Source organism: Streptomyces sp. NPDC051578 (genome assembly GCF_044454045.1).
Taxonomy (GTDB): domain Bacteria; phylum Actinomycetota; class Actinomycetes; order Streptomycetales; family Streptomycetaceae; genus Streptomyces.
On record NZ_JBITDH010000001.1, the window covers coordinates 693,948 to 717,856 of the forward strand.

Here is a 23,909-nt window from a genome sequence, read left to right on the forward strand (position 1 = left end):
CGGGCTCTTGCGTACCGTCGGCCGGATGCGTGAGTACTCCCCCGATCTGACCCCGCAGTGGAAACGCGCCAAGGCCGTGCCCCAGGTGGCGGCCGACCCCGGCCTGGTGGTGGAGGTGGCGGGCACCGACTTCTGCGGCGCGGTGGTGGGCTGCGAGGCGGGCACGGTGACCCTGGAGGACCGCTTCGGCAAGCGCCGCGCGTTCCCGCTGGAGCCGCGCGGGTTCCTCCTGGACGGCGCGGTGGTCACCCTGACCCGCCCGGCCCGCGCGGCGGCGGTGCCCACGCGGACGGCGTCGGGCTCGGTGGCCGTCCCCGGGGCGCGGGCCCGGGTGGCGCGGGCGGGGCGGATCTACGTCGAGGGCCGCCACGACGCGGAGCTGGTGGAGCGGGTCTGGGGCGACGACCTGCGGATCGAGGGGGTGGTCGTGGAGTACCTGGAGGGCATCGACGACCTCCCCGCCATCGTGGCGGACTTCGCCCCGGCGCCGGACGCCCGCCTGGGCGTGCTGGTCGACCACCTGGTGCCGGGTACGAAGGAGTCCCGCATCGCGGCGTCGGTGACGTCCCCGCACGTGCTGGTGGTGGGCCACCCGTACGTGGACGTCTGGCAGGCGGTGAAGCCGTCGGCCCTGGGCATCCCGGCCTGGCCGGTGATCCCGCCGGGCCAGGACTGGAAGACGGGCATCTGCCGCGCGCTCGGCTGGCCCCCGAACACGGGCGCGGCCTGGCAGCACATCCTGTCCCGCGTCACGTCCTACAAGGACCTCGACCCCACCCTCCTGGGCGCGGTGGAACACCTCATCGACCACGTCACGGCCCCGGCCGGCGCTTGATGCGCGGGCCGGGCAAACCCAGCCCCGCCGACGCGAGGCGCAGGCCGGGCAATCCAGCCCCGCCGACGTGAGGCGCAGGCCGGGCAATCCAGCCCCGCCGACGTGAGGCGCAGGCCGGGCACAACCAGCCCCGCCGACGCGAGGCGCGGGCCGGGCACAACCAGCCCCGCCGACGCGAGGCGCGGGCCGGGCACAACCAGCCCCGCCGGCGTTTGAAGCGCGGGGTCCGGGGCGGAGTCCCGGAAAGCCCGGCGCAGCCGGGGCCGCGCAGCGCGAGGGCGCCGCACCCGGCAAGCCCGCCGGGCGACCCCGCACCCCGCCGCCCAGCGTCAGCCGCCCCGCGTCAGTCGACCAGGTCCCGGACCACCGCGTCGGCCAGGAGCCGCCCGCGCAGCGTCAGCACGGCCCGCCCGGCCTCGTACGGCCCCGGCTCCAGCAGCCCGTCCGCCAGGGCCCGCCGGGACGCCTCCCACCCCGCCTCCGCGAGCAGCGACAACGGCACGCCGTCCACCAGCCTCAGCTCCAGCAGGATCCGCTCCACCCGCCGGTCCTGCGGCGACAGCAGCTCCCGCCCCGCCCCGGGCGACCGCCCCTGCGCCAGGGCGGCCGCGTACGCGCCCGGGTGCTTCACGTTCCACCACCGCACCCCGCCCACGTGCGAGTGCGCGCCCGGCCCCGCGCCCCACCAGTCCGCGCCGCGCCAGTACAGCTCGTTGTGCAGGCACCGCCCGGCCTCCGAGGTGGCCCAGTTGGACACCTCGTACCAGTGGTACCCCGCCTCCGCCATCACCGCGTCGGCGATCAGGTACCGGTCGGCGTGCACGTCGTCGTCCGTCATCGGGACCTCGCCGCGCCGGATCCGGCGAGCCAGCTGCGTGCCTTCCTCCACGATCAGCGCGTAGGCGCTGATGTGGTCGGGGCCCGCCCCGAGCGCCGCGGACAGCGACGCCCGCCAGTCCTCGTCCGTCTCCCCGGGCGTGCCGTAGATCAGGTCCAGGTTCACGTGCTCGAAGCCCGCCGCCCGCGCCTCGGCGACGCACGCCTCAGGCCGCCCCGGGGTGTGCGTACGGTCCAGCACCTTGAGGACGTGCTGCTTCGCGCTCTGCATGCCGAAGGAGATCCGGTTGAACCCGCCCGCCCGCAGCTCCGCGAGGTACTCCGGGTCCACGGACTCCGGGTTGGCCTCCGTGGTGATCTCCGCGTCGGGTGCCAGACCGAACTCGTCCCGGATCGCCGCGAGCATCCGTACGAGGTCGGCGGCCGGCAGCAGGGTCGGCGTGCCGCCGCCCACGAACACGGTCCGCACGGCCCTGGGGTCGTCCCCGAGCACCTTGCGGGCCAGGCGGACCTCGTCGATCAGGGTGTCGGCGTAGTTCTCCCGGGAGGCGAGCACGCCTCCGGTACCCCGCAGCTCGGTCGCCGTGTAGGTGTTGAAGTCGCAGTAGCCGCAGCGCGTGGCGCAGTACGGGACGTGCAGGTAGAACCCGAGCGGCCGGTCGCCGGCACCCGCCAGGGCGTGCGACGGCAGCGAGCCGTCTTCGGGCATGGGTTCACCGTCGGGCAGTGCGGAAGGCATGTGCCCATTGTCCCGCACTGCCCCAAGGTCGTTTACGCCTCGTTGGCCCCGGCGTACATCTCGTCGATGAGGTGCTTGAACTCGCGCTCGACGACCGGCCGCTTCAGCTTCAGGCTGGGCGTGAGGTCGCCGTGCTCGACGTCCAGGTCGCGCGGCAGCAGCCGGAACTGCTTGATCGTCTGCCAGCGCTGGAGACCCTCGTTGAGGGTCTGTACGTACGTCTCGATCAGCCGGTTGGTCTCGGGCGCGGCCGCGACCTCGGCGTACGTCTTGCCCTCCAGGCCGTGCTCCGCCGCCCAGGTCAGGATCGCCGGGCCGTCGAGCGCGATCAGCGCCGAGCAGAAGTTCCGGTCCGCGCCGTGCACGACGATGCTGGAGACGTACGGGCAGATCGCCTTGAACTGGCCCTCGACCTCAGCCGGGGCCACGTACTTGCCGCCCGACGTCTTGATCAGGTCCTTCTTGCGGTCGGTGATGCGCAGGTAGCCGTCGGGCGAGAGTTCGCCGATGTCGCCCGTGTGCAGCCAGCCGTCCGCTTCCAGCACCTCGGCGGTCTTGTCGGGCAGCCGGTGGTAGCCCTGCATGATGCCGGGGCTGCGCAGCAGGATCTCGCCGTCGTCGGCGATGCGGACCTCGGTGCCGGGGAGCGGCTTGCCGACGGTGCCGGTGCGGTAGGCCTCGCCGGGGTTGACGAAGGAGGCGGCGCTGGACTCGGTGAGCCCGTAGCCCTCCAGGATGTGGATGCCGGCGCCCGCGAAGAAGTAGCCGATCTCGGGCGCGAGCGCGGCGGAGCCGGAGACGGCGGCGCGCAGCTTGCCGCCGAACGCCTCGCGCAGCTTGGAGTAGACGAGCGCGTCGGCGATCTTGTGCTTGGCGGCGAGTCCGGCGGGGACCTTCATGCTGCCGGTGCGCCGGTAGTTGTCCTGGCGGGTCTTCGCGTACTCGCGCGCCACCCCGGCGGCCCACTTGAAGATCTTGTACTTGGCCCCGCCCGCGGCCCGGGCCTTGCCGGCGGCGCCGTTGTAGACCTTCTCGAAGATGCGCGGGACCGCCGCCATGTAGGTCGGCTGCACCACCGGCAGGTTCTCGATGATCTTGTCGATGCGGCCGTCGACCGCGGTGACGTGCCCGACCTCGATCTGGCCGGAGGTGAGCACCTTGCCGAAGACGTGGGCCAGCGGCAGCCACAGGTACTGGACGTCGTCCGCGTGGATCATGCCGGTGGCCACGGTCGCCTTGGCCATGTACGACCAGTTGTCGTGCGGCAGGCGCACGCCCTTGGGGCGGCCGGTGGTGCCGGAGGTGTAGATCAGCGTGGCGAGCTGGTCCGCGCCGATGGACGCGATCCGCTCCTTGACCGCCTCGGGGTGCTTGGCGAGGTACTCCTTGCCGCGCGCCTCCAGGGCGTCGAGGGAGAGCACCCAGCCGTCGGGGTCCCCTTCCGCTTCCAGCGCGTCCCCGGCGTCCAGGACGACGACGTGGGCGAGGCCGGGCAGGTCGGCGCGGTGCGCGCGGGCTTTGGCCAGCTGCTTCGCGTCCTCGGCGATCAGGACCCGGCTCTCGGAGTCGGCGAGGATGAACGCCGACTCCTCCGCGTTGGTGCTGGGGTAGATGGTGGTGGTCGCGGCGCCGGCGCACATCACGCCGAGGTCGGCGAGGATCCACTCGACCCGCGTGTTGGAGGCGAGCGCCACCCGGTCCTCGGCGCCAAGGCCGAGGTCGAGGAGGCCGGCGGCGATGGCGAACACCCGGTCGGCGGCCTGGCCCCAGCTGAGCGACTTCCAGTCGTCGGGCCCGCCGTTCGCCGAGGGGACCGGGTAGCGGTAGGCCTCCCCGTCCGGCGTGGCGGCGACACGCTCAAGGAAGAGGGCCGCCACGGTGGGCGGGCGGTTCTCGATCAAGGTCTGTGTGTCGCTCACGACATCCTCCGGACCGGTCCACGCGGCAGCGTGGGCGTGGGGCGCTTGGGGCTGGCGGGGTGGGGACCTGCGCACGTGCTGTTGGCGAGTTTGTGACTGGCGAGTAACCATCGAGCAGTGATCAGACTAAAGGCCGCCCGGCCCGCGCGTAAGGGGCGGCGAGCGGCCGGTTCATAACGAAACGGGCCCACATGCGTCCACATGTGGGCCCGTTTGTCACGACGGGGGTCGTCCGTCGGCTACTTCTTCTTGCCGCCGGACTCGTCGCTGGAGAGGACGGCGATGAAGGCCTCCTGCGGGACCTCCACGGAGCCGACCATCTTCATCCGCTTCTTGCCTTCCTTCTGCTTCTCCAGCAGCTTCCGCTTACGGGAGATGTCACCGCCGTAGCACTTCGCGAGGACGTCCTTGCGGATGGCGCGGATGGTCTCGCGGGCGATGACGCGCGAGCCGACGGCCGCCTGGATCGGCACCTCGAAGGCCTGGCGCGGGATGAGCTCGCGCAGCTTGGCGACGAGCCGCACGCCGTAGGCGTAGGCGGCGTCCTTGTGGCAGACGGCGGAGAAGGCGTCGACCTTGTCGCCGTGCAGCAGGATGTCGACCTTGACCAGGCTGGAGGACTGCTCGCCGGTGGGCTCGTAGTCGAGGGAGGCGTAACCGCGCGTCTTGGACTTCAACTGGTCGAAGAAGTCGAACACGATCTCCGCGAGAGGGAGCGTGTAGCGGATCTCGACCCGGTCCTCGGAGAGGTAGTCCATGCCGAGCAGCGTGCCGCGACGGGTCTGGCAGAGCTCCATGATCGCGCCGATGAACTCGCTCGGGGCGAGGATCGTGGCCCGCACGACCGGCTCGAACACGTCCGAGATCTTGCCCTCGGGGAACTCGCTCGGGTTGGTGACGGTGACTTCCTTGCCGTCCTCCATGACGACGCGGTAGACCACGTTCGGCGCGGTGGCGATCAGGTCGAGGCCGAACTCGCGCTCCAGGCGCTCGCGGACCACGTCCAGGTGCAGCAGCCCGAGGAAGCCGACGCGGAAGCCGAAGCCGAGCGCCGCCGAGGTCTCCGGCTCGTACACGAGCGCTGCGTCGTTGAGCTGGAGCTTGTCCAGGGCCTCGCGCAGGTCCGGGTAGTCCGAACCGTCGAGCGGGTACAGGCCCGAGAAGACCATCGGCTTCGGGTCCTTGTAACCGCCGAGGGCCTCGGTCGCGCCGTTGTGCAGGCTGGTGATCGTGTCACCGACCTTGGACTGGCGGACGTCCTTCACGCCGGTGATGATGTAGCCCACCTCGCCGACGCCGATGCCGTCGGCCGGGGTCATCTCCGGGGAGGAGACGCCGATCTCCAGCAGCTCGTGCGTGGCGCCGGTGGACATCATCCGGATGCGCTCGCGCTTGTTGAGCTGGCCGTCGACGACGCGGACGTAGGTCACCACGCCGCGGTACGAGTCGTAGACCGAGTCGAAGATCATCGCGCGGGCGGGCGCATCCTTGACGCCGACCGGCGCCGGGACGGTGGCGACGACCTTGTCCAGCAGCGCGTCCACGCCCAGGCCGGTCTTCGCCGAGACGCGCAGCACGTCCTCGGGCTGGCAGCCGACCAGGTTCGCGAGCTCCTCGGCGAACTTCTCCGGCTGGGCGGCCGGCAGGTCGATCTTGTTGAGGACCGGGACGATCGCGAGGTCGTTCTCCATCGCCAGGTACAGGTTGGCGAGGGTCTGCGCCTCGATTCCCTGGGCGGCGTCGACGAGCAGGATCGTGCCCTCGCACGCCGCGAGGGAGCGCGAGACCTCGTACGTGAAGTCGACGTGACCGGGGGTGTCGATCATGTTCAGGATGTGCGTGTCACCCTTGCCCGGGCCCTCGGTGGGCGCCCAGGGCAGACGGACCGCCTGCGACTTGATCGTGATGCCGCGCTCACGCTCGATGTCCATGCGGTCGAGGTACTGGGCGCGCATCTGCCGCTGGTCGACGACGCCGGTCAGCTGGAGCATCCGGTCGGCGAGGGTCGACTTGCCGTGGTCGATGTGCGCGATGATGCAGAAATTGCGGATCAGCGCCGGGTCGGTACGGCTCGGCTCGGGCACGTGGCTGGGGATCGCGGGCACGCAGTGTCCTGATTCTCGGGTCGTATATCTCGTAGATGCAGAGTCCCATGGTCCCATGGACGGCGCAGTGCGCTCGGTTTGGGCCGTTCGGAGCGTGCCTGGTAGCCTGGGCAGCTGTGTCTCGTATGGCCTCTCACCGTCCGGGACACAATCCGAAGATCAAACTCTGAACCTGAAAAGGCTCTTTCGTGGCGAACATCAAGTCCCAGATCAAGCGGAACAAGACGAACGAGAAGGCGCGCCTGCGCAACAAGGCCGTCAAGTCTTCGCTCAAGACCGCGATCCGCAAGGCCCGTGAGGCCGTGGCCGCCGGTGACGTCGAGAAGGCCACCGTGGCTTCCCGCGCCGCCGCGCGTGCGCTCGACAAGGCTGTCTCGAAGGGTGTCATCCACAAGAACGCCGCCGCCAACAAGAAGTCGGCGCTGGCCACCAAGGTTGCCACCCTCCAGGGCTGAGCTCCTGATGTGATCGCCGGGTAGGGACCCAGCGGGCCCTCTCTCCCGCTCCTGACCGGCAACCGCGCCGCACGCGAAGCGTTCGCCACGCGGGTGCGGCGCACCCAGAAGTACCGAAGGCCCCGACCGCCACCCTTCCCCAGGGCCGGCCGGGGCCTTCGCGTTGCCCCCGCGCACGGGCCCGACGCCCGAGCCGGTCAGCGGCGGGGCCCGGGTACCGGCCCGGTCAGCGGCGGGGCCGACCTACGAGCCCGGTCCGGCGGGGCGGACGTCCGGGCCGCATCTCCGGCGGAGCCGAGGTCCGAGCCCGGCCCGGCGGGGCGGACGTCCGGGCCGCATCTCCGGCGGAGCCGAGGTCCGAGCCCGGCCCGGCGGGTCCGACGTACGAGCCCCCGACGGCGGGGCCGGCCTACGAGCCCCGCTCAGCGGCGGGACCGACGCCCGAGCCGGTCAGCGGCGGGGCCGGCCTACGAGCCCGGTCTTGGCGAAGCCGACGTACCGGCCACATCTACGCGGAGCCGAGGTCCGAGCCCGGTCCCGGCGGGACCGACGCCCGGGCCGCATCTACGGCGGAGCCGGCATACGAGCCCCTGTAAGCGGCCGGGCCGACGTGCGGGCCACACCGACGGCGAGCCGGCCTACGAGCCCCAGCAGCGGCCGGGCCGACGTACCGGCCATACCGACGGCGGAGTCGAGGTGCGAGCCCGGCCCGGCGGACCGACGTACGAGCCCCCCAGCGGCGGGGCCGGCCTACGAGGCCGGGCAAGCGGCGGGGCCGATGCCCCAGCCACACCGACGGCGGAGCCGTCTTCGGGGCGCCGTAAGCGGCGGGGCCGGCATACGAGCCCCACTCAGCGGCGGGGCCGACGTACGGGCCGTATCGACGGCGGGGCCGAGGCGACGGACCCGGCGGCAGGAGGCGAGCCGGAAGAGCCCCTCGCAGGGGCGGGGACGAGCCGACGAAGGAACCCGGTCGGTGGCGGGACCGAGGCCGCCACGCCCCTCGCACCGGCACATCGACGGCGACAACGGGGACGGCACGCCCACCCGGCCGAGCGGTGGCCGGTCAGGGCGGTCGGGTGCGCTGCCGCTGCCGGCTCGTCGGCCAGGCCCGACCGCCGACGCCCGACGTACCGCGCACCGAAGCGGGCCGGCCGACCGCCGAGCCTGACCCCACGCGGCGGAGACGGCCACACCGGCCACCGGCACCTGGGAGGCGGCTCCCGCGACGGAGTCGGCCCCGGCACCGCCTCCGGGCGGCCCACCGGCGATGGCCCGCGCCGACCGGCGGGATCCGGAAGGGGACCTAGCGGTGGTGGGGGCGGGCTGCGCGGGCGACCGCTACCACCGCCTTCTCCAGGGCGTACTCCGGGTCGTCGCCGCCGCCCTTCACCCCCGCGTCGGCCAGCGCCACCGCACGCAACGCCTCCGAGACGCCGTCCGCCGACCAGCCCCGCATCTGCTGCCGGACCCGGTCGATCTTCCACGGCGGCATCCCCAGATCCCGCGCGAGGTCGCCCGGACGGGCCCCGCGCGGGGCGGAGGCCAGTTTCCCGATGGCCCGGACGGCCTGGGCCAGGGCACTCGTGATCAGCACCGGGGCCACACCGGTGGACAGCGACCAGCGCAGCGCTTCGAGGGCCTCCGCCGCCCGCCCCTCGACCGCCCGGTCCGCGACGGTGAAGCTGGAGGCTTCCGCCCGGCCCGTGTAGTAGCGCCCGACCACGGCCTCGTCGATGGTGCCCTCGACATCCGCGCACAGCTGCGCCGCCGCGCTCGCCAGCTCCCGCAGGTCGCTGCCGATCGCGTCGACCAGGCTCTGGCAGGCCTCGGGGGTGGCCGAACGACCCAGCGTCCGGAACTCCCCCCGCACGAACGACAGCCGGTCCGCGGCCTTCGTCATCTTCGGGCAGGCGACCTCCCGGGCGCCGGCCTTGCGCGCCGCGTCCAGCAGGCCCTTGCCCTTGACGCCGCCCGCGTGCAGGAGGACGAGGATGATCTCCTCGTACGGCGCCGCGAGGTACGCCTTGACCTCCTTCACCGAATCGGCGGATAGGTCCTGCGCGTTGCGCACGATCAGGACCTTGCGCTCCGAGAAGAGCGAGGGGCTGGTCAGCTCGGCCAGCGTGCCGGGCTGGAGCTGCTCGGAGGCGAGGTCCCGTACGTCGGTGTCGGCATCGGCGGCCCGCGCCGCCGTCACCACTTCCCGTACGGCGCGGTCGAGCAGCAGGTCCTCCTGCCCCACCGCGAGGGTGAGCGGGGCGAGCGGATCGTCGTTGGGGTTCTTCCTGGTGGCCATCGCCTCCAGCATCCCACGCCCCACCGACAGTCCCCCTCCCCCGATCCCCGGCCACGACCCCGTCCCGGAGAATGGCCGGGTGAACGTGCGACATGTACTGGTCCTGCCCGACCGCGACGCCGCCGAGGAGGTGGCGACCGAGGTCGTCGACCGCTTCGGCCTGCCCGAGGAGCCCCAATTGGTCCGCGACGCCCTCGCCGGCGAGGACGACGCGGAGGACGCCCAGTGGCTGGTCGTCATCGAGGACCCGCAGGAGAAGCTCGATTCCGCTTCGCTGGACGACCTCGCCGCCACCTACGACGGGTGGTTGGAGGCTCCCTGAGCCCCGCCCCTGCCCCCTCAGGCCTTGTGGACGATCTGGACGTCCAGCTCGACCTCCACGCTCGCACCGATCGCCGCGACCCCGTGCGCCAGCACCGACTGCCAGTTGAGCGCGAAGTCCTCGCGGTTCAGTGCGGCAGTCGCACGGCAAGCGGCCCGGGGCTCGCCCTGGAGGCCGGTGCCGTTGCCCAGGTACTGGGTGTCCAGGGTCACGGAGCGGCTGACGCCGTGGAGGGTGAGGGCACCCGCGACGGCCCAGCGGCTGCCACTGCGGTGGATGAAGCGCTCGCTGTAGAACTCGACCGTGGGATGGCGCGCCGCGTCCAGGAAGTCGGCGGAGCGCAGGTGGTCGTCCCGCATCCGCAGCCCGGTGTCGATGCTCCCCGCGTCGATGATCACACGCATGGAGGAGTCCTCCATGCGCTCGGCAATCCGTACCGCGCCGGCGAAGGTGGTGAACCGTCCGTGGATCCGGGCGAAGCCGATGTGCCGTGCGGTGAAGCCGATCGAGGAGTGCGTCGGGTCGAGTTCCCAGTGTCCGGGCGCCGGCAGCCGCGGCGGCTCCACCGCGTCGAGGACTATCTCCGCGGTGCCGTGCTGCGCCGGGTCCCCGACCAGCGTCGCCCCGTGGAAGGGTGCGTAGCCCTCGGCGGTGACGGAGAGCCGGTACTCCCCCTCCGGTACGGCCGCGTTGAAGCCGCCGTACGGGTCGGTCTCCCCGCTGACGACCCTGCGGCCTATCGGATCGGTGACTTCGAACTTCGCCTGGCGCACCGGCTGGTGGACCGTGTCGAGCACCCGGCAACTGAGCAACCGGGCCGTTGGCGGCAGCGTCAGTGTCGCTGCCGTATGGGAGGCGGCGCTGCCGCCCGCCTCCGTCCCCCGTCGGCGTCCGAACATGGTTGATGCACCCCCGTGCAGTGTGGACTTTGACCGTGTTGGCGAAAACGCATTCGATCATGCTGTCGGGTTGTGGGCAAACAGAGGGGTCGAGCCCGGTATGCCCGCGCCGTTCGCGCCGCCGCCCGGCCGGAAACGCCCGTAGCCCGGGGCCGCTTCCCGCGACGGCCACGCTGCCGTCGGTGTCGGTGCGCAGGACGACCGTGCCCATCGCCCGCAGCCTGGCGAGCGTAGCGGGTGCGGGATGTCCGTACCGGTTTCCGGCGCCGACCGGGACGAGCGCGATCCGTGGTCGGACCCGGGCCTGGAGCGTGGGGTCCTGGTGCACGGAGCCGTGGTGGGCGACTTTCAGCACGTCCACGGGCCCCAGTTCCGGGTGATCCCTCAACAGGGCTTGCTGGGCGAGTGGTTCGAGGTCACCGAGGAGGAGCAGGGTCAGTCCGGACGTTCGCACCAGCAGGGCGACGCTCGCGTCGTTCGGTCCCTGCGTCGGCAGGCCCGCGGGCGGCGGCCACAGCACCCGCCACTCCAGCGGCCCGGTCCGGCGCCGCTCGCCGGAGACGGCGGGCATGACGGGCACCCCGGCGCCGGCGGCCGTGCGCCGGACGAACTCGGCCTGGCCCGACGGCTCCTCCAGTGTCGTCGTCTGGATCGCGCCCACGGTCCGGCCCCGCAGCACCCCGGCGAGCCCGCCCACGTGATCGGCGTGGAAGTGCGTCAGCACGAGCAACGGGATCCTGCGCACCCCCAGGCTCCGCAGACACGCGTCCACCGGCCCGGCCTCGGGCCCCGCGTCCACGACCACCGCCGTGCCCGGTCCCACGGCGAGCACGGCCGCGTCCCCCTGCCCCACCGCGCACTGGACGTAACTCCAGCCGGGCGGCGGCCATCCTTTGAATGTACGAACGAGCAGTGGCGGCCTGAGTACGGCGGCGAGCAGCGCCACGGCCAAGGCGGAGCAGAACCACCACCTGCGCCCCCATCGGGCGCACAGGCCGGCTACGCCGACCGTGGCGGCGGCCAACAGCGCACCGCCCGCCCACCCGTCGGGCCACGCCAGCTCCGCCCCGGGCAGTCCCGCCCCGGCGCGCGCCACCCCGGCGATCCACCCGGCCGGCACCCCCGCGCACCAGGCGAGGAGCTCCGCCGCCGGCATGCACAGCGGAGCCACGGCGAGCGTCGCGAAGCCGAGCACCGTGGCGGGACCCGCCGCCAGTTCGGCCAGCAGGTTGCACGGCACCGCCACCAGGCTGACCCGGGCGGAGAGCACCGCGACCACCGGGGCGCACACCACCTGGGCGGCCGCGGCGGCCCCCAGCGCATCGGCGAGCCCCGGCCGCACGCCCCGTCGTCGCAGGGCCTCGCCCCACCGCGGCGCCAGCATGAGCAGCGCCCCGGTTGCCAGCACGGACAGCAGGAACCCGGTACTGCGGGCCAGCCACGGGTCGTACAGCACCAGCAGCAGAACGGCCGCGGCCAGGGCGGGGACCAGGGACCTGCGCCGACCGGTGGCCAGGGCCAGCAGGGTGATCGCCCCGCAGGCGGCGGCCCGCAGCACACTCGGTTCGGGCCGGCACACCACCACGAAGGCCAGCGTCAGCGCCGCCCCGCACAGAGCAGTCGCCCGCAGCGAAAGCCCCAGGCGCGGGGCCAGGCCGCGTCGCTCGGCGTGCTGCGCGGCCGCCGGAGGTCCGATGAGCAGGAACAGCACCACGGTGAGGTTGGAGCCGGACACGGCCAGCAGGTGCAGCAAGTCGGTGGCACGGAACGCGTCGTGCAGATCGGGCGGCACCCGGGACACGTCGCCGACGACCAGGCCCGGCAGCAGCGCCCGGGCGTCGGCCGGCAGCCCCCGCGTCGCCTCCCGCAGCCCGGCCCGCAGGGTTCCGGCGAGGCGCTGCACCCCGTCCGGGCCACGGATCACCCGCGGCGGCGCGTTCCCGGCCGGGCGGAGCAACGCCACCGCCCGCTCCCCGCCCCGGCCCGGGGACAGCCGCCCCACCACCTCGACCCGTGTCGAAGGCTGCAGCCCCGCCCAGGCCGGGTGCCCGGCCAGCACCCGCACCGGAGTCCGGACCGCGGTCCGCGCCCCGTCGGGGCCGGTCACCCGGGTCACCACCGCCTCCAGCGTCACCATCGGCGGCCCGCTCCCGCGTCCGACGCTGCGGGGGTCGGAACCGACGGCGACCTCCGCCAAGACCCGGGCGTGCTCCCCGGCCAGTGCGAGAACGGGACCGGCCCGCGCCTCGGCCCGCTGGAGCCCGGCCACCCCCGCGCCGGCGCCCGCGCAGAGCAACCCGGCGGCAGCAGCCGCGGCCACCCCCCACAGCGGACCGGGTCTGCGGCGGCCGACCAGCAGCAACAGCCCCGCCGCGGCCACCGCCAGGACCACCCCGGCGCCGGTCCAGGCGGCTGGCACGTCGAGGCAGACGGCGGCCGCCGCCCACGCGGCCAGCGCCGGTCCGGCGAGCCGCAGGTCCATCGCCCCGGGCCCCTCGGGGCGGTTCATGGCCGCACCAGCTTGCGCAGGTCGGAGAACCGGCGTTCGCCGATGCCGTTGACCTGCCGGAGTTCCTCCACGGAACGGAACCCGCCCCGCGCCGTCCGGAAGTCGACGATGTGCTGCGCGAGCACCGGGCCCACCCCGGGCAACCCGTCGAGCTGCGCGACGGTGGCGCTGCCGAGGCTCAGCGGGCCGCCGCCGGACCCGGGCCCCGGACCGCCGCCGCCCCCCGCCGGGGGCTGCGCGGGTGCGCCCACCACCACCTGTTCGCCGTCCACCAGCACCCGGGCCCGGTTCAGCCCGGTCGTGTCGGTGCCCGGCCGCACTCCCCCGGCGGCGGCCAGGGCGTCCTCCACCCGCGCACCGGCGGGCAGTGTCCGCACCCCCGGCTCCCGGACCTTGCCGCTGACGTCCACCACGACCCGGTTGCCTCCCGTGGGGGCCGTGGCCGGCGGCCCCGGGGCCGGGGCGGGTACCGAAGCAGGGGCGACCACCGCCGGGGCGGTCACCGGCCCCGGCCGCGCCGACCAGTACTGCTGGGCGGCGAAACCCACCCCCGCGACCAGCACCACCGCGAGCGCCGCCACCGTCCGCGGCTCCACCCCGCACCGCGCCTGGACCCACACCGGCAGCCGCTCCCGCACCGCGAGCCACCGCGCGCCCCGCCCCTCCATCGGGGCCGCTACCGCCCCGGCCACCGCCTCGGGGCCGGCCACGACGCCGGGCACGCGGCCCCGGACCTCGGGCACAGGGTCGGGCACGGCGGCGGGCACGCGGCCCCGGCCCTCGGGCACGGGGTCAGGAACGGGGTCGGGCACACGGTCAGGAACGGGGTCGGGCACACGGTCAGGAACGGGCTCGGGCACAGGGTCGGGAACGCGCTGGGGCACGGGGTCAGGAACGGCGTCCGGCACGGGGTCGGGCGGCGGCGCCGTCAGGATGGCTTCGGCCCGGCGCCGCACGGTCGCGGGATCGGGGTACGGCTGCCGTCGGCGGTCGCGGAAGCGTCCGTCGGACCGGCGGGGACGACCGGGGCCACTGGTGTCGCCGGCTCGGGAGGGGGACGAGGTGTGCGTTCGTGGAGTCATGCCTCGACGTTAGGGACCTCTCCCGATCCTCGTTCGGAGGCTTCAATTCCGGTGGATGACCGGGCCGTTGTGGATAACCCGGTCACCCGTTCCGGTGACCCTCAGGGCCATTCCGGGCCGCCGGACGCCGCCCCGACCGACCGGGCCGGGCGAACCCCGGCAACCGTCAGCGCGGCGAGACGACGGCCGCCAGCAGACCCGGCCCGGTGTGCGCGCCGATGACCGCGCCGACCTCGCTGACGTGCAGCTCGACCAGCCCGGGCACCCGCTCCCGGAGCCGTTGGGCGAGGTTCTCGGCCCGCTCCGGGGCCGCGAGGTGGTGCACCGCGATGTCGACACTGCCCGAGCCGGCGCGTTCGACGGCAAGTTCTTCGAGGCGGGCGATGGCCTTGGACGCCGTGCGCACCTTCTCCAGCATCTCGATCCGCCCGCCGTCGAGCGTGAGCAGCGGCTTGACGGCGAGCGCCGAGCCGAGGAGGGCCTGCGCGGCCCCGATCCGGCCCCCGCGTCGGAGGTAGTCGAGGGTGTCGACGTAGAAGTACGCCGACATGTCGGCGGCCCGCTTCTCCGCGGCGGCCACGGCCTCGTCCACCGAACCGCCGGTCTCCACCACCTCGGCGGCGGCGAGCGCGCAGAAGCCGAGGGCCATGGCCACCATGCCGGTGTCCACGACCCGGACCGGGACCGGGGCGGTCTTCGCGGCGACCACGGCGGCGTCCCAGGTGCCGGAGAACTCGGCGGAGAGGTGGAGGCTGACGATGCCGGTCGCGCCGGCGTCGGCGGCGGCCCGGTAGGCCCGGGCGAAGTCCTCCGGGCTCGGGCGGGAGGTGGTGACCGAGCGGCGCTTCTGGAGGGCGAGGGCGAGGCTGCGGGCCGAGATCTCGGTGCCTTCTTCGAGCGCCTCGTCGCCGAGCACCACGGTCAGGGGGACGGCGGTGATCCGATGCCGCGCCATCGCCGGTTGGGGCAGGTAGGCCGTGGAATCGGTGACGATCGCGACATGGCGGGACATGAGCGGGAGGTTACCGCCAGCGACCCCCCTCCGGCAGCACGAGCCCCTCACCGAGCCCTTTCGCACGCAGCCGCCGGCCCGTCCCGGGCGGACTTCACACACTTCGCCCCACGCCTCGGGCGCGCGATACCCGGCGCCACCGCCCTGCCGCACTGCACCCGCGTCGGACCCGTCCCGGGCGGACTACACAGACGTCAACCGGCGTCCGGCGCGCGGCGCCCGGCGCGCCGCACTGCCGCTCCCGGCCCAGCCCCCGCCCCGACCCAGCCCCCATCCCGGCCCTGCCCGGCCCTGCCCGGCCGACAAACCTCGCGCCCGAGCAGCGTCACGACGCGCGGCACCGGCCCACCGACCGCCCGTCATTCCGCCCCCGCCCCCCAGCCGCCCCCAGCCACCCTCAGGCCGTCGTCTCCGGCCTCGGCGTCTTTCTCGGCGCCTTCTCCCAGGGCTGGCGCTGAGGCCGGGAGGCCCGGTTCAGGGCGGCCGGCCCCGGCTCCTGGAGGCCGTCGGAACGGCCCTCCGGCCCGGTCGCCGCGCCCCAGGGCGCGGCGCCCGCCGCCAGGTCGTCCACCGACTGCCGCGACCAGTCGCTCAGCGCGCCCGACTCCACCTCGATCTGCGCCGACAGCACCGAGAGGTCGTCCTCCGCGAAGCGCCGCGCGCGTTCCCGCGCCGCCCACCGCAGGGAGTCCGCCGACTCCGTGATCTTGCGCGTGCGCTCCCGCAGGTCGGGCAGGCTCGCGGCGATCCGCTTGCGGTCCGGCTCCTGCTCCAGCCGCTTGAGCTCGGCGTCCAGGTCGTGCCCGTGTTCGCTCAGCCGCTCGAAGAGGCCGATCGACTCCCTCAGCGAGGCGTCCGTCTGTACGCCCTGGTACAGCGCCTGCTGCGTCGCCCGCATCGAAGTCCGCAGGTCGAGCCTCAGCTGCGCCAGCCCCGCGGTGACACCCACCTGACCGAGGCTCCTTGCCCTGAGGGTCGTGTCCTCCACCGTCCGCCGGGCCTGCGTGATCGTCCGGTCCACGCCGCGCTTCGCCGCGCCGACCGCCTTCACGGTGGCCCACACCCCCAGCCCCAGGACCGCGAACAGCACCACCAGGGCAAAGATGACCAACGCGCCCGCCTCCATGAGGCTCCCTTCCCCTGCCTATTCCGTCCCTTCCACCGTAAACGCAACGGGCAGGCCGGGGGTTCCATTCGAACCCCCAACCTGCCCGTACGGGAAGACCCCTACACCCGGGTCACGACCCTCAGATGACGATGTTCACCAGCTTCGGCGCGCGCACGATCACCTTGCGGATCTCCGCCCCGCCCAGCGCCGCCACGACCGCCTCGTCGGCCAGCGCCAGCTGCTCCAGGTCGCCCTCGGAGACCGTGGGCGGAACCTCCAGGCGGGCCTTGACCTTGCCCTTGACCTGGACGACGCACGTCACGCTCTCGTCCACCACGTACGCCGGGTCCGCGACGGGGAAGTCCTGGTGGACCACCGAGTCGCTGTGGCCCAGCCGGTGCCACAGCTCCTCCGCGATGTGCGGCGCCAGCGGCGCGACCAGCAGCACCAGCCGCTCGGCGACCGAGCGCTCCAGCGGCCGGCCGGCCTTCGTCAGGAAGTTGTTCAGCTCGGTGATCTTCGCGATGGCGGTGTTGAAGCGCAGCCCCGCCAGGTCCGCGCCGGCCCCGTCGATGGCCTTGTGCAGCGCGCGCAGCGTGTCCTCGGCGGGCTCGGCGTCGACGACCGTCACCGCGCCCGTCTCCTCGTCCACGATGTTGCGCCACAGGCGCTGGAGCAGCCGGTACTGGCCGACCACGGCCCGCGTGTCCCACGGACGCGACACGTCCAGCGGACCCATCGCCATCTCGTACAGGCGCAGCGTGTCGGCGCCGTACTCCTCGCAGATCTCGTCCGGCGTGACGGCGTTCTTGAGGGACTTGCCCATCTTGCCGTGCTCGCGCTTGACCGGCTCGCCCTGGTAGAAGTAGCCGCCGTCACGCTCCTCGACCTCGGCCGCGGGCACGTACACGCCGCGCGCGTCGGTGTACGCGTAGGCCTGGATCATGCCCTGGTTGAACAGCTTGTGGAACGGCTCGGCGGACGAGACGTGACCCAGGTCGAACAGCACCTTGGACCAGAAGCGCGCGTACAGCAGGTGCAGCACCGCGTGCTCGGCGCCGCCCACGTACAGGTCGACGCCGCCGTGCGGGGCGCCTTCGCGCGGGCCCATCCAGTACTGCTCGATCGCCGGGTCGACCAGCGCCGATTCGTTGTGCGGGTCGAGGTAGCGCAGCTCGTACCAGCAGGAGCCGGCCCAGTTCGGCATGGTGTTGGTCTCGCGGCGGTAGCGCTTGACGCCCTCGCCGCGGCCCAGGTCCAGCTCTACGTAGACCCATTCCTCGTTGCGCGAGAGGGGGGTCTCGGGCTTCGACGCGGCGTCGTCGGGCTCGAAGGTGCGCGGCGAGTAGTCCTCGACCTCCGGCAGCTCCAGCGGCAGCATCGACTCGGGCAGCGGGTGCGCGACGCCGTCCTCGTCGTAGACGATCGGGAAGGGCTCGCCCCAGTAGCGCTGGCGGCTGAACAGCCAGTCGCGCAGGCGGAAGTTGACGGTGCCTTCGCCGATGCCGCGCTCGGCCAGCCAGTCGGTGATGCGGGCCTTCGCGTCGACGACGCCCAGGCCGTCCAGCGAGATGCCCTCGCCGGTGGAGTTGACGATCGTGCCGTCGTAGGAGGAGAACGCGTCGTCCCACTCGGCCGGGTCGGCGTCGCGGTCGTCGGAGGGCTCCACGACGCAGCGCATCGGCAGTTCGAAGGCGCGGGCGAACGCGAAGTCACGGCTGTCGTGCGCCGGGACGGCCATGATCGCGCCGGTGCCGTAGCCCATCAGGACGTAGTCGGCGATGAAGACGGGGACCTGGGCGCCGCTGACCGGGTTGGTGGCGTACGCGCCGGTGAAGACGCCGGTCTTGTCCTTGGCCTCGGCCTGCCGCTCGACGTCCGACTTGGCCGCGGCCTGCTTGCGGTACGCGTCCACGGCCTCGCGCGGGGTCGCGGCGCCGCCGGTCCACACCTGGTGGGTGCCCTCGGGCCACGCGGCCGGGACGATCTTCTCGACCAGCTCGTGCTCGGGCGCCAGCACCATGTAGGTGGCGCCGAAGAGGGTGTCGGGGCGGGTGGTGAAGACGGTGATCGCGTCGGCGCCGACGGGGAAGTCCACGCGGGCGCCTTCGCTGCGGCCGATCCAGTTGCGCTGCTGGAGCTTGATGGCCTCGGGCCAGTCCAGCGCGTCCAGGTCGTCCAGCAGGCGGTCGGCGTAGGCCGTGATCCGCATGTTCCACTGGCTGAGCTTGGCCTTGAAGACGGGGAAGTTGCCGCGCTCGGAACGGCCGTCGGCGGTGACCTCCTCGTTGGCGAGTACGGTGCCCAGCCCCGGGCACCAGTTCACGGGCGCGTCCGAGGCGTAGGCCAGCCGGTACTCGTTCAGCACGCCGGCCCGCTCGCCCGCGTCCAGCTCCGCCCAGGCACGGCCGCCGGGGACCTCGCGGGAGCCGTCCTCGAAGGCGGCGACCAGCTCGGCGATCGGGCGGCCCTTCTTCGCGTCGGCGTCGTACCAGGAGTTGTAGATCTGCAGGAAGATCCACTGCGTCCACTTGTAGTAGTCCGGGTCGATCGTCGCGAACGAGCGGCGCTTGTCGTGACCGAGCCCCAGCCGACGCAGCTGGACCTTCATGTTCTCGATGTTGGCCTCGGTGGACACGCGCGGGTGCGTGCCGGTCTGCACGGCGTACTGCTCGGCCGGCAGGCCGAAGGCGTCGAAGCCCAGGGTGTGCAGGACGTTGTGGCCGGTCATCCGCTGGTGGCGGGCGAAGACGTCCGTGGCGATGTACCCGAGCGGGTGGCCGACGTGCAGGCCCGCACCCGAGGGGTACGGGAACATGTCCATGATGAACTTGCTGGGCCGCGCGACGAGCGCCGCCGTCTCGGCGGAGTCGGTCCCGGCCAGGTCACCGGTGGGGTTCGGGGCCTCGTAGGTGCCCTCCGCGTCCCATACGTCCTGCCAGCGTGCCTCGATGTCGGCGGCCATGGCAGCCGTGTAGCGGTGCGCCTCGGCCGCCTCGGGGGCCGGGGTGTTCGTCTCGCTCATGATTTCTGAAGCTCCATCGATCGTCTCTGCCGTCTCTGCCTGCCCAAACGAAAAAACCCCTCGCACAGGAGGGGACGCCGCGCCGATGCCGACCGTCTGGAAGGGTCGGTACTGATCAGCGCGGCTCGGTAAGCAGAAGGCGTACGGCACGCATGGCGTCAGGGTACCGCAGCGGCCCCGACACCCGCTCGGGCGTTCCGCACAACGAGAAGCGGGCCACCCGATCCGGGTGGCCCGCTTCTTCACTGTGGAGCTAAGGAGAATTGAACTCCTGACCTCCTGCATGCCATGCAGGCGCTCTACCAACTGAGCTATAGCCCCTCGTACTGCTTGGTACCGCTTGCCGTTTCGGTTTCCCTTGCCGGTTCCCCTTGGCGACGTCCCAAACATTACACGGTCATGGCCCTGGTCCAAAAATCGGTTTCCGCCCCACCGGAGCCGTGGCCGAAATGTACCGCTACGTCCGTTTCCTCACGCCTTCGCGAACTGGTAGAACCGCTTGAGCGTGCAGTGCTCGTCGAGCAGCCGGCCGTAGATCGGCTCGCCCTCCAGCTCGCGGTACGTCTCGATGGGGTCGCCTTTTATGATCAGCGCCCGCGCGCATTCCTCGCACCAGTACTGGTAGTCGGGGTTGACCGGCTCCATGTCCCGCACGATCGGCGTGCCGTTGTTGCACCAGTCGCACCGCCGCCGGTGTGCACCCATCCGTCAGCGACTCCCTCCCGCGTCGGGCCGTCGTGTCCCCTCCGGCCGTCCGATTCTGCCATGCCGGTACGGGCCGGGTCAGCAAGCACAAAAGGAACAAACGCAAGTATCCCGCCCCCTGTTGGGGACGGGATACCGATTGTGGAGCTAAGGAGAATTGAACTCCTGACCTCCTGCATGCCATGCAGGCGCTCTACCAACTGAGCTATAGCCCCGCTCTGCGCCGCGCTCCCCCGTTTCCGGCGTTCCGCGCTGCGAACAAGAAGAACTCTAGCCTGTGACCAGCCGGAAAGTGAAATCCGGCCGTGGGCCCGCACCGACGTGCCCGGTGCGCCCGCGCCGACGTGCGCCGCGGCCCGCACCGACCTGCTCAGTCGTCGTCGCCGAGCACCGGCTCCGGCAGCGTGCCGGCGTTGTGCTCCATGAGGCGCCAGCCGCGCGCGCCCTCGCCGAGGACGGACCAGCAGCAGTTGGTGAGCCCGCCGAGGCTCTCCCAGGAGGACGGGTCCAGCCCCAGCAGACGGCCGATGGTCGTACGGATCGTCCCGCCGTGGCTGACCACCACCAGCGTGCCGCCCTCGGGCAGCAGGTCGGCGTGGCGCAGCACCACCGGCGCGGCCCGGTCGGCCACCTCGGTCTCCAGCTCGCCGCCACCGCGCCGTACGGGCTCGCCGCGCTTCCACGCCGCGTACTGCTCGCCGTACTTGTGGAGGATCTCCTCGTGCGTGAGCCCCTGCCACTCCCCCGCGTACGTCTCGCGCAGCGCCTCGTCGTGCTCCACCGCGAGGCCGGTGACGGTGGCCAGCTCGGCGGCCGTGTCGGCGGCGCGCCGCAGGTCGGAGGCGACGATGGCGTCCGGCTTCATCGACGCGAGCAGCCGGGCGGCGCGGCGCGCCTGCGCCACACCGGTCTCGGTCAGCTCTATGTCCGTGGAGCCCTGGAAGCGGCGCTCCAGGTTCCATGAGGTCTGTCCGTGCCGCCAAAGGACGATCTTCCGGCCGGTGCGACCGCCGTTGCCGTCCGAAGCGGCGGCCGGTGCGGTCGAGGCGGCCGTACCGGTCGTGCCCGTGTCGGTCGTGCTCAGAACAGATCACCGTCCAGTTCGTCGTCGCCCTGCGCCTCGCGCAGCTTCGCGTGCTCCTCGGCCTTGCCGATGGTGAGCTTGGCGTCCTCGGGGAGCTCGATCTCGGGGCAGTCCTTCCACAGGCGCTCCAGCGCGTAGAAGACCCGCTCCTCGCTGTGCTGGACGTGCACGACGATGTCGACGTAGTCGAGCAGGATCCAGCGGGCGTCGCGGTCGCCCTCGCGGCGCACCGGCTTGGCGCCGAGTTCCTTGAGCAGGCGCTCTTCGATCTCGTCCACGATCGACTTGACCTGGCGGTCGTTGGGCGCGGAGGCGAGGAGGAAGGCGTCGGTGATCGACAGCACGTCGCTGACGTCGTACGCGATGATGTCGTGCGCGAGCCGGTCGGCCGCGGCCTGGGCGGCGGCGGTGATGAGCTCGATGGAGCGGTCCGTGGCGGTCACTGGCCATGCTTTCGGGTTGGCGGGCAGATCCTCTCAAGGGTCTCATGTACCGCCGACACCGCCCGCGCGGAACGTTCCGCGCGGGCGAAATCACAGCTCAGGGGCCGGGCGGGACCGGCCCGCAGCGGCTCAGGACGCCTTGTAGTCCTTGCCCAGCACCACCACGACGTCCGCGTTCACCGCGCTGTCGGCCTTCTTGACCGCCGTCTCCGGCAGCCCCAGCGTCTTGGCCACCTCGATCGCCTTGGCCCGCTGCGCCTCGTCCTGGTAGGTGATCTGCGAGAGCGCCGCGCTCTTGTCGGCCTTGCCGCCCTCGACGAGCGTGTAGCCGCCGTTCAGCAGTGCCGCCTTCGCCGCGAGCTGCGCCTTCTCGTCCCCGGTGGCGTCCTTGAGACCGATCCGGGGAGCTGCGCCGGGGACCGCCGCGGCGGAGCCGCCGAGGATCTCGTCGACCGCCTTCTTGCCGGCGTCGTCGCCGAGGCCGCCGTCCGGCTTCACGGGGAGCACCACGGTGCGGTACGCGCCCACCTTGGCGTGCTCCCCGATCCGCGACAGCAGGGCGCCCAGGTTCTGCGCGTTCAGCGCCGGGTCCAGGATCTGGCCCATGCTCTCGACGGTCACCGCCGCCGCCTTCGGGTCGGCGGGGATCTTGCGCAGCACGGCGTACAGCACCTTGCCGAGCCGCTCCAACTGCTTGGTCTCCGGCTCGCCCTGGGCGCGGTGGGTGGCGTAGGCGACGGCCATCGCACCCGTCAGGCTCTGCTTGGCGCCCTGGGACACGGCCGGGGTCTTGGCCTGCTCGTCGGCCGGGACGGCGGTGTCGGTGTCGACCTCGATGCCGCCGACCAGCTCGACGAGCCTCTCAAGGAAGGGGGTGTCCAGGCGCCAGGTGCCGCCGATGCGGGTGCCGAGGACGGAGTCGAGTGACTCGCGGGTGCCGATCCCGCCGTCCTCGACCGCCTTGGACAGGGGCTGGGCGGTCCCGTCCTCCTTGGGGACGTTCAGGGTGTTCGGCAGCAGGACGGTGGCGCCCTGCTTCGTGGTCACGTTGTCGACGAGCAGCAGCGTGGAGGAGCCGCCCTTCTTCGTGTTGAGCACGTGGACGACGATCATGTCGCGCTTCTGGGCCCCGGTGGCGGCCGCGGACTTCTTCTGACCGCCGGGCCCGTCGAGGAAGGGGAGCTCGCCGGCGTACCAGAGGTAGCCGGCGCCGCCGACGACGAACAGGGCGAGGACGGCGATCAGCGCGACGATCCGGTTGCGGCCGCGGCGGCGTGCCTCTTCGCGGCGCTCGGTGCGGCTCTCGGTGAAGGCGAGCCAGTCGATGACGTCCTCGGACTCCTCGTCCGGCTGGTCGATGAAGGCGAACATCTCGGTGCGGTAGTCCCGGCCGACCCCGGTCTCGGCCCCGGTCTCGGCCTCGGGGGCGGCCCGTCGCGGTTCGGGGACCTGGGGGGCCGGCCGCGGGTCCGGGGCCGGCTGCCGTGCGGCCTGCTGCGCGGGCACCTGCTGCTGGGGCGCCGGACCCTGCGGGGCCTGCTGCTGGGGGATCCACTGCTGGGCCTGCTGCGTGTCGTACCCGTAGCCGGGGGCGTACTGCTCCTGGCCGTACGTCCCGCCCTGGGCGGCGTGGTCCTGGGCGGCGGACGGCTGCTGCGGGTAGGGCTGGGGTGCGTAGCCCTGATGGTCGTAGCCGTACGGCTGTTCGTACGCGGGAGCGGGGGCCTGGGCGGGCGCAGGCCCGTACACCGGCCGACCGTACGGGTCGTAGCCGATGAGCTGCTGCTCCTGGGCGGCGTACGGGTCGTACGGATCCTGTCGGTCGTTCACCGCGGGCCCCTCTCCTGCTGAACCGGAAGCTCAGACTCCCCGGTACAGCTCACGCTTGTCGATGTAGCGCACGACACCGTCCGGCACCAGATACCAGACGGGGTCGCCCTGCGCGACGCGCGCCCGGCAGTCGGTGGACGAGATCGCCAGCGCGGGCACCTCGACGAGGGAGACACCGCCCTCGGGCAGCCCGTCGTCGGTCAGCACGTGGCCCGGCCGGGTCACTCCGATGAAGTGCGCGAGGGAGAACAGCTCCTCGGCGTTGCGCCAGGTCAGGATCTGGGCGAGGGCATCGGCACCGGTGATGAAGAACAGGTCCGAGTCCTGGTTGAGGGCGCTCAGGTCCCGCAGCGTGTCGATGGTGTACGTCGGCCCGCCGCGGTCGATGTCGATACGGCTCACCGAGAACTGCGGGTTCGAGGCCGTCGCGATGACCGTCATGAGGTAGCGGTCCTCGGCCGGGGACACGACGCTGTGCGACTTCTGCCACGGCTGGCCGGTCGGTACGAACACCACCTCGTCGAGGTGGAAGAGGGCGGCCACCTCGCTGGCGGCCACCAGGTGTCCGTGGTGGATCGGATCGAATGTCCCGCCCATCACGCCGAGGCGGCGCTTGACCGGGCCGGTAGGCGTTCCCTGCTCTCCCATGAGCGCAGAGCCTACTGGCCCGGCGGCGCGTCCCGGACCCGCGTCCGAGCGTG

General features: G+C 72.8%; 17 protein-coding genes, 2 tRNA genes and 1 pseudogene. 3 read left to right on the top strand and 17 right to left on the bottom strand.

Going from position 1 to position 23,909, the window contains the following annotated elements; translation table 11 throughout:
• Positions 1–25 precede the first annotated feature (25 nt).
• Positions 26–835 (top strand): DUF3097 domain-containing protein, encoded by an 810-nt coding sequence (locus tag ACIA6C_RS03165; RefSeq protein ID WP_399272531.1) that lies wholly within the window; start codon positions 26–28, stop codon positions 833–835.
• Between the two features lie 343 nt (positions 836–1,178).
• Here the strand turns inward: ACIA6C_RS03165 and hemW are convergent, their stop codons facing one another.
• The 3 genes from hemW to lepA form a co-directional block, all read right to left on the bottom strand.
• Positions 1,179–2,411, bottom strand: a complete 1,233-nt coding sequence (gene hemW / locus ACIA6C_RS03170; protein WP_399272533.1) for a radical SAM family heme chaperone HemW — start codon at positions 2,409–2,411, stop codon at positions 1,179–1,181.
• Positions 2,412–2,443: 32 nt separating this feature from the next.
• Complete coding sequence (locus ACIA6C_RS03175) at positions 2,444–4,330, bottom strand: AMP-dependent synthetase/ligase (protein ID WP_399272535.1); 1,887 nt, start codon at positions 4,328–4,330, stop codon at positions 2,444–2,446.
• Positions 4,331–4,569: 239 nt separating this feature from the next.
• Positions 4,570–6,435 carry a translation elongation factor 4 gene (lepA, locus tag ACIA6C_RS03180; RefSeq protein WP_361136981.1) on the bottom strand — a complete coding sequence of 622 codons (1,866 nt, stop codon included), beginning with the start codon at positions 6,433–6,435 and terminating at the stop codon, positions 4,570–4,572.
• 188 nt (positions 6,436–6,623) lie between these two features.
• Between lepA and rpsT the strand changes: the two genes are divergently transcribed.
• Positions 6,624–6,890 carry a 30S ribosomal protein S20 gene (rpsT, locus tag ACIA6C_RS03185; protein WP_030159297.1) on the top strand — a complete coding sequence of 89 codons (267 nt, stop codon included), beginning with the start codon at positions 6,624–6,626 and terminating at the stop codon, positions 6,888–6,890.
• 1,306 nt (positions 6,891–8,196) lie between these two features.
• On the opposite strand, the gene holA is transcribed toward rpsT, so the two are convergent.
• On the bottom strand, positions 8,197–9,189 hold the full coding sequence (holA, locus tag ACIA6C_RS03190; protein WP_361136978.1) for a DNA polymerase III subunit delta: 993 nt from the start codon (positions 9,187–9,189) through the stop codon (positions 8,197–8,199).
• 79 nt (positions 9,190–9,268) lie between these two features.
• Between holA and ACIA6C_RS03195 the strand changes: the two genes are divergently transcribed.
• Positions 9,269–9,511, top strand: coding sequence for a hypothetical protein (locus ACIA6C_RS03195; RefSeq protein ID WP_399272538.1), 243 nt, complete (start codon positions 9,269–9,271; stop codon positions 9,509–9,511).
• A 17-nt stretch (positions 9,512–9,528) separates the two neighbouring features.
• On the opposite strand, the gene ACIA6C_RS03200 is transcribed toward ACIA6C_RS03195, so the two are convergent.
• The 13 genes and pseudogenes from ACIA6C_RS03200 to nadD all read right to left on the bottom strand — a co-directional run bounded on the left by ACIA6C_RS03200 (position 9,529) and on the right by nadD (position 23,856).
• On the bottom strand, positions 9,529–10,410 hold the full coding sequence (locus ACIA6C_RS03200; protein WP_399272540.1) for a YceI family protein: 882 nt from the start codon (positions 10,408–10,410) through the stop codon (positions 9,529–9,531).
• Positions 10,411–10,546: 136 nt separating this feature from the next.
• A pseudogene (locus tag ACIA6C_RS03205) lies at positions 10,547–12,919 on the bottom strand (ComEC/Rec2 family competence protein); the annotation flags it as partial.
• Complete coding sequence (locus ACIA6C_RS03210; protein ID WP_399272542.1) at positions 12,916–13,707, bottom strand: helix-hairpin-helix domain-containing protein; 792 nt, start codon at positions 13,705–13,707, stop codon at positions 12,916–12,918. The gene ACIA6C_RS03210 and the pseudogene ACIA6C_RS03205, both read right to left, overlap by 4 nt.
• A 460-nt stretch (positions 13,708–14,167) precedes the next feature.
• Entirely contained in the window at positions 14,168–15,013 is an 846-nt protein-coding gene (locus ACIA6C_RS03215; protein ID WP_399272544.1) for a DegV family protein, read from the bottom strand.
• A gap of 397 nt (positions 15,014–15,410) precedes the next feature.
• On the bottom strand, positions 15,411–16,139 hold the full coding sequence (locus tag ACIA6C_RS03220; RefSeq protein WP_399272546.1) for a hypothetical protein: 729 nt from the start codon (positions 16,137–16,139) through the stop codon (positions 15,411–15,413).
• 121 nt (positions 16,140–16,260) lie between these two features.
• On the bottom strand, positions 16,261–19,146 hold the full coding sequence (leuS, locus tag ACIA6C_RS03225; RefSeq protein ID WP_399272548.1) for a leucine--tRNA ligase: 2,886 nt from the start codon (positions 19,144–19,146) through the stop codon (positions 16,261–16,263).
• Between the two features lie 248 nt (positions 19,147–19,394).
• Positions 19,395–19,467: transfer RNA gene (locus tag ACIA6C_RS03230), tRNA-Ala, on the bottom strand.
• A 150-nt stretch (positions 19,468–19,617) separates the two neighbouring features.
• Positions 19,618–19,851: a hypothetical protein gene (locus tag ACIA6C_RS03235; protein ID WP_136215681.1), complete on the bottom strand. Its 234-nt coding sequence runs from the start codon at positions 19,849–19,851 to the stop codon at positions 19,618–19,620.
• A 142-nt stretch (positions 19,852–19,993) separates the two neighbouring features.
• Positions 19,994–20,066 (bottom strand) — tRNA-Ala (locus ACIA6C_RS03240).
• Positions 20,067–20,221: 155 nt separating this feature from the next.
• Complete coding sequence (locus tag ACIA6C_RS03245) at positions 20,222–20,842, bottom strand: histidine phosphatase family protein (RefSeq protein ID WP_361137024.1); 621 nt, start codon at positions 20,840–20,842, stop codon at positions 20,222–20,224.
• An 89-nt stretch (positions 20,843–20,931) separates the two neighbouring features.
• On the bottom strand, positions 20,932–21,378 hold the full coding sequence (rsfS, locus tag ACIA6C_RS03250; RefSeq protein ID WP_136215683.1) for a ribosome silencing factor: 447 nt from the start codon (positions 21,376–21,378) through the stop codon (positions 20,932–20,934).
• 129 nt (positions 21,379–21,507) lie between these two features.
• Positions 21,508–23,208 (bottom strand): LCP family protein, encoded by a 1,701-nt coding sequence (locus tag ACIA6C_RS03255; protein ID WP_399272551.1) that lies wholly within the window; start codon positions 23,206–23,208, stop codon positions 21,508–21,510.
• A gap of 30 nt (positions 23,209–23,238) precedes the next feature.
• Complete coding sequence (gene nadD, locus ACIA6C_RS03260; RefSeq protein ID WP_366082360.1) at positions 23,239–23,856, bottom strand: nicotinate-nucleotide adenylyltransferase; 618 nt, start codon at positions 23,854–23,856, stop codon at positions 23,239–23,241.
• Positions 23,857–23,909 lie beyond the last annotated feature (53 nt).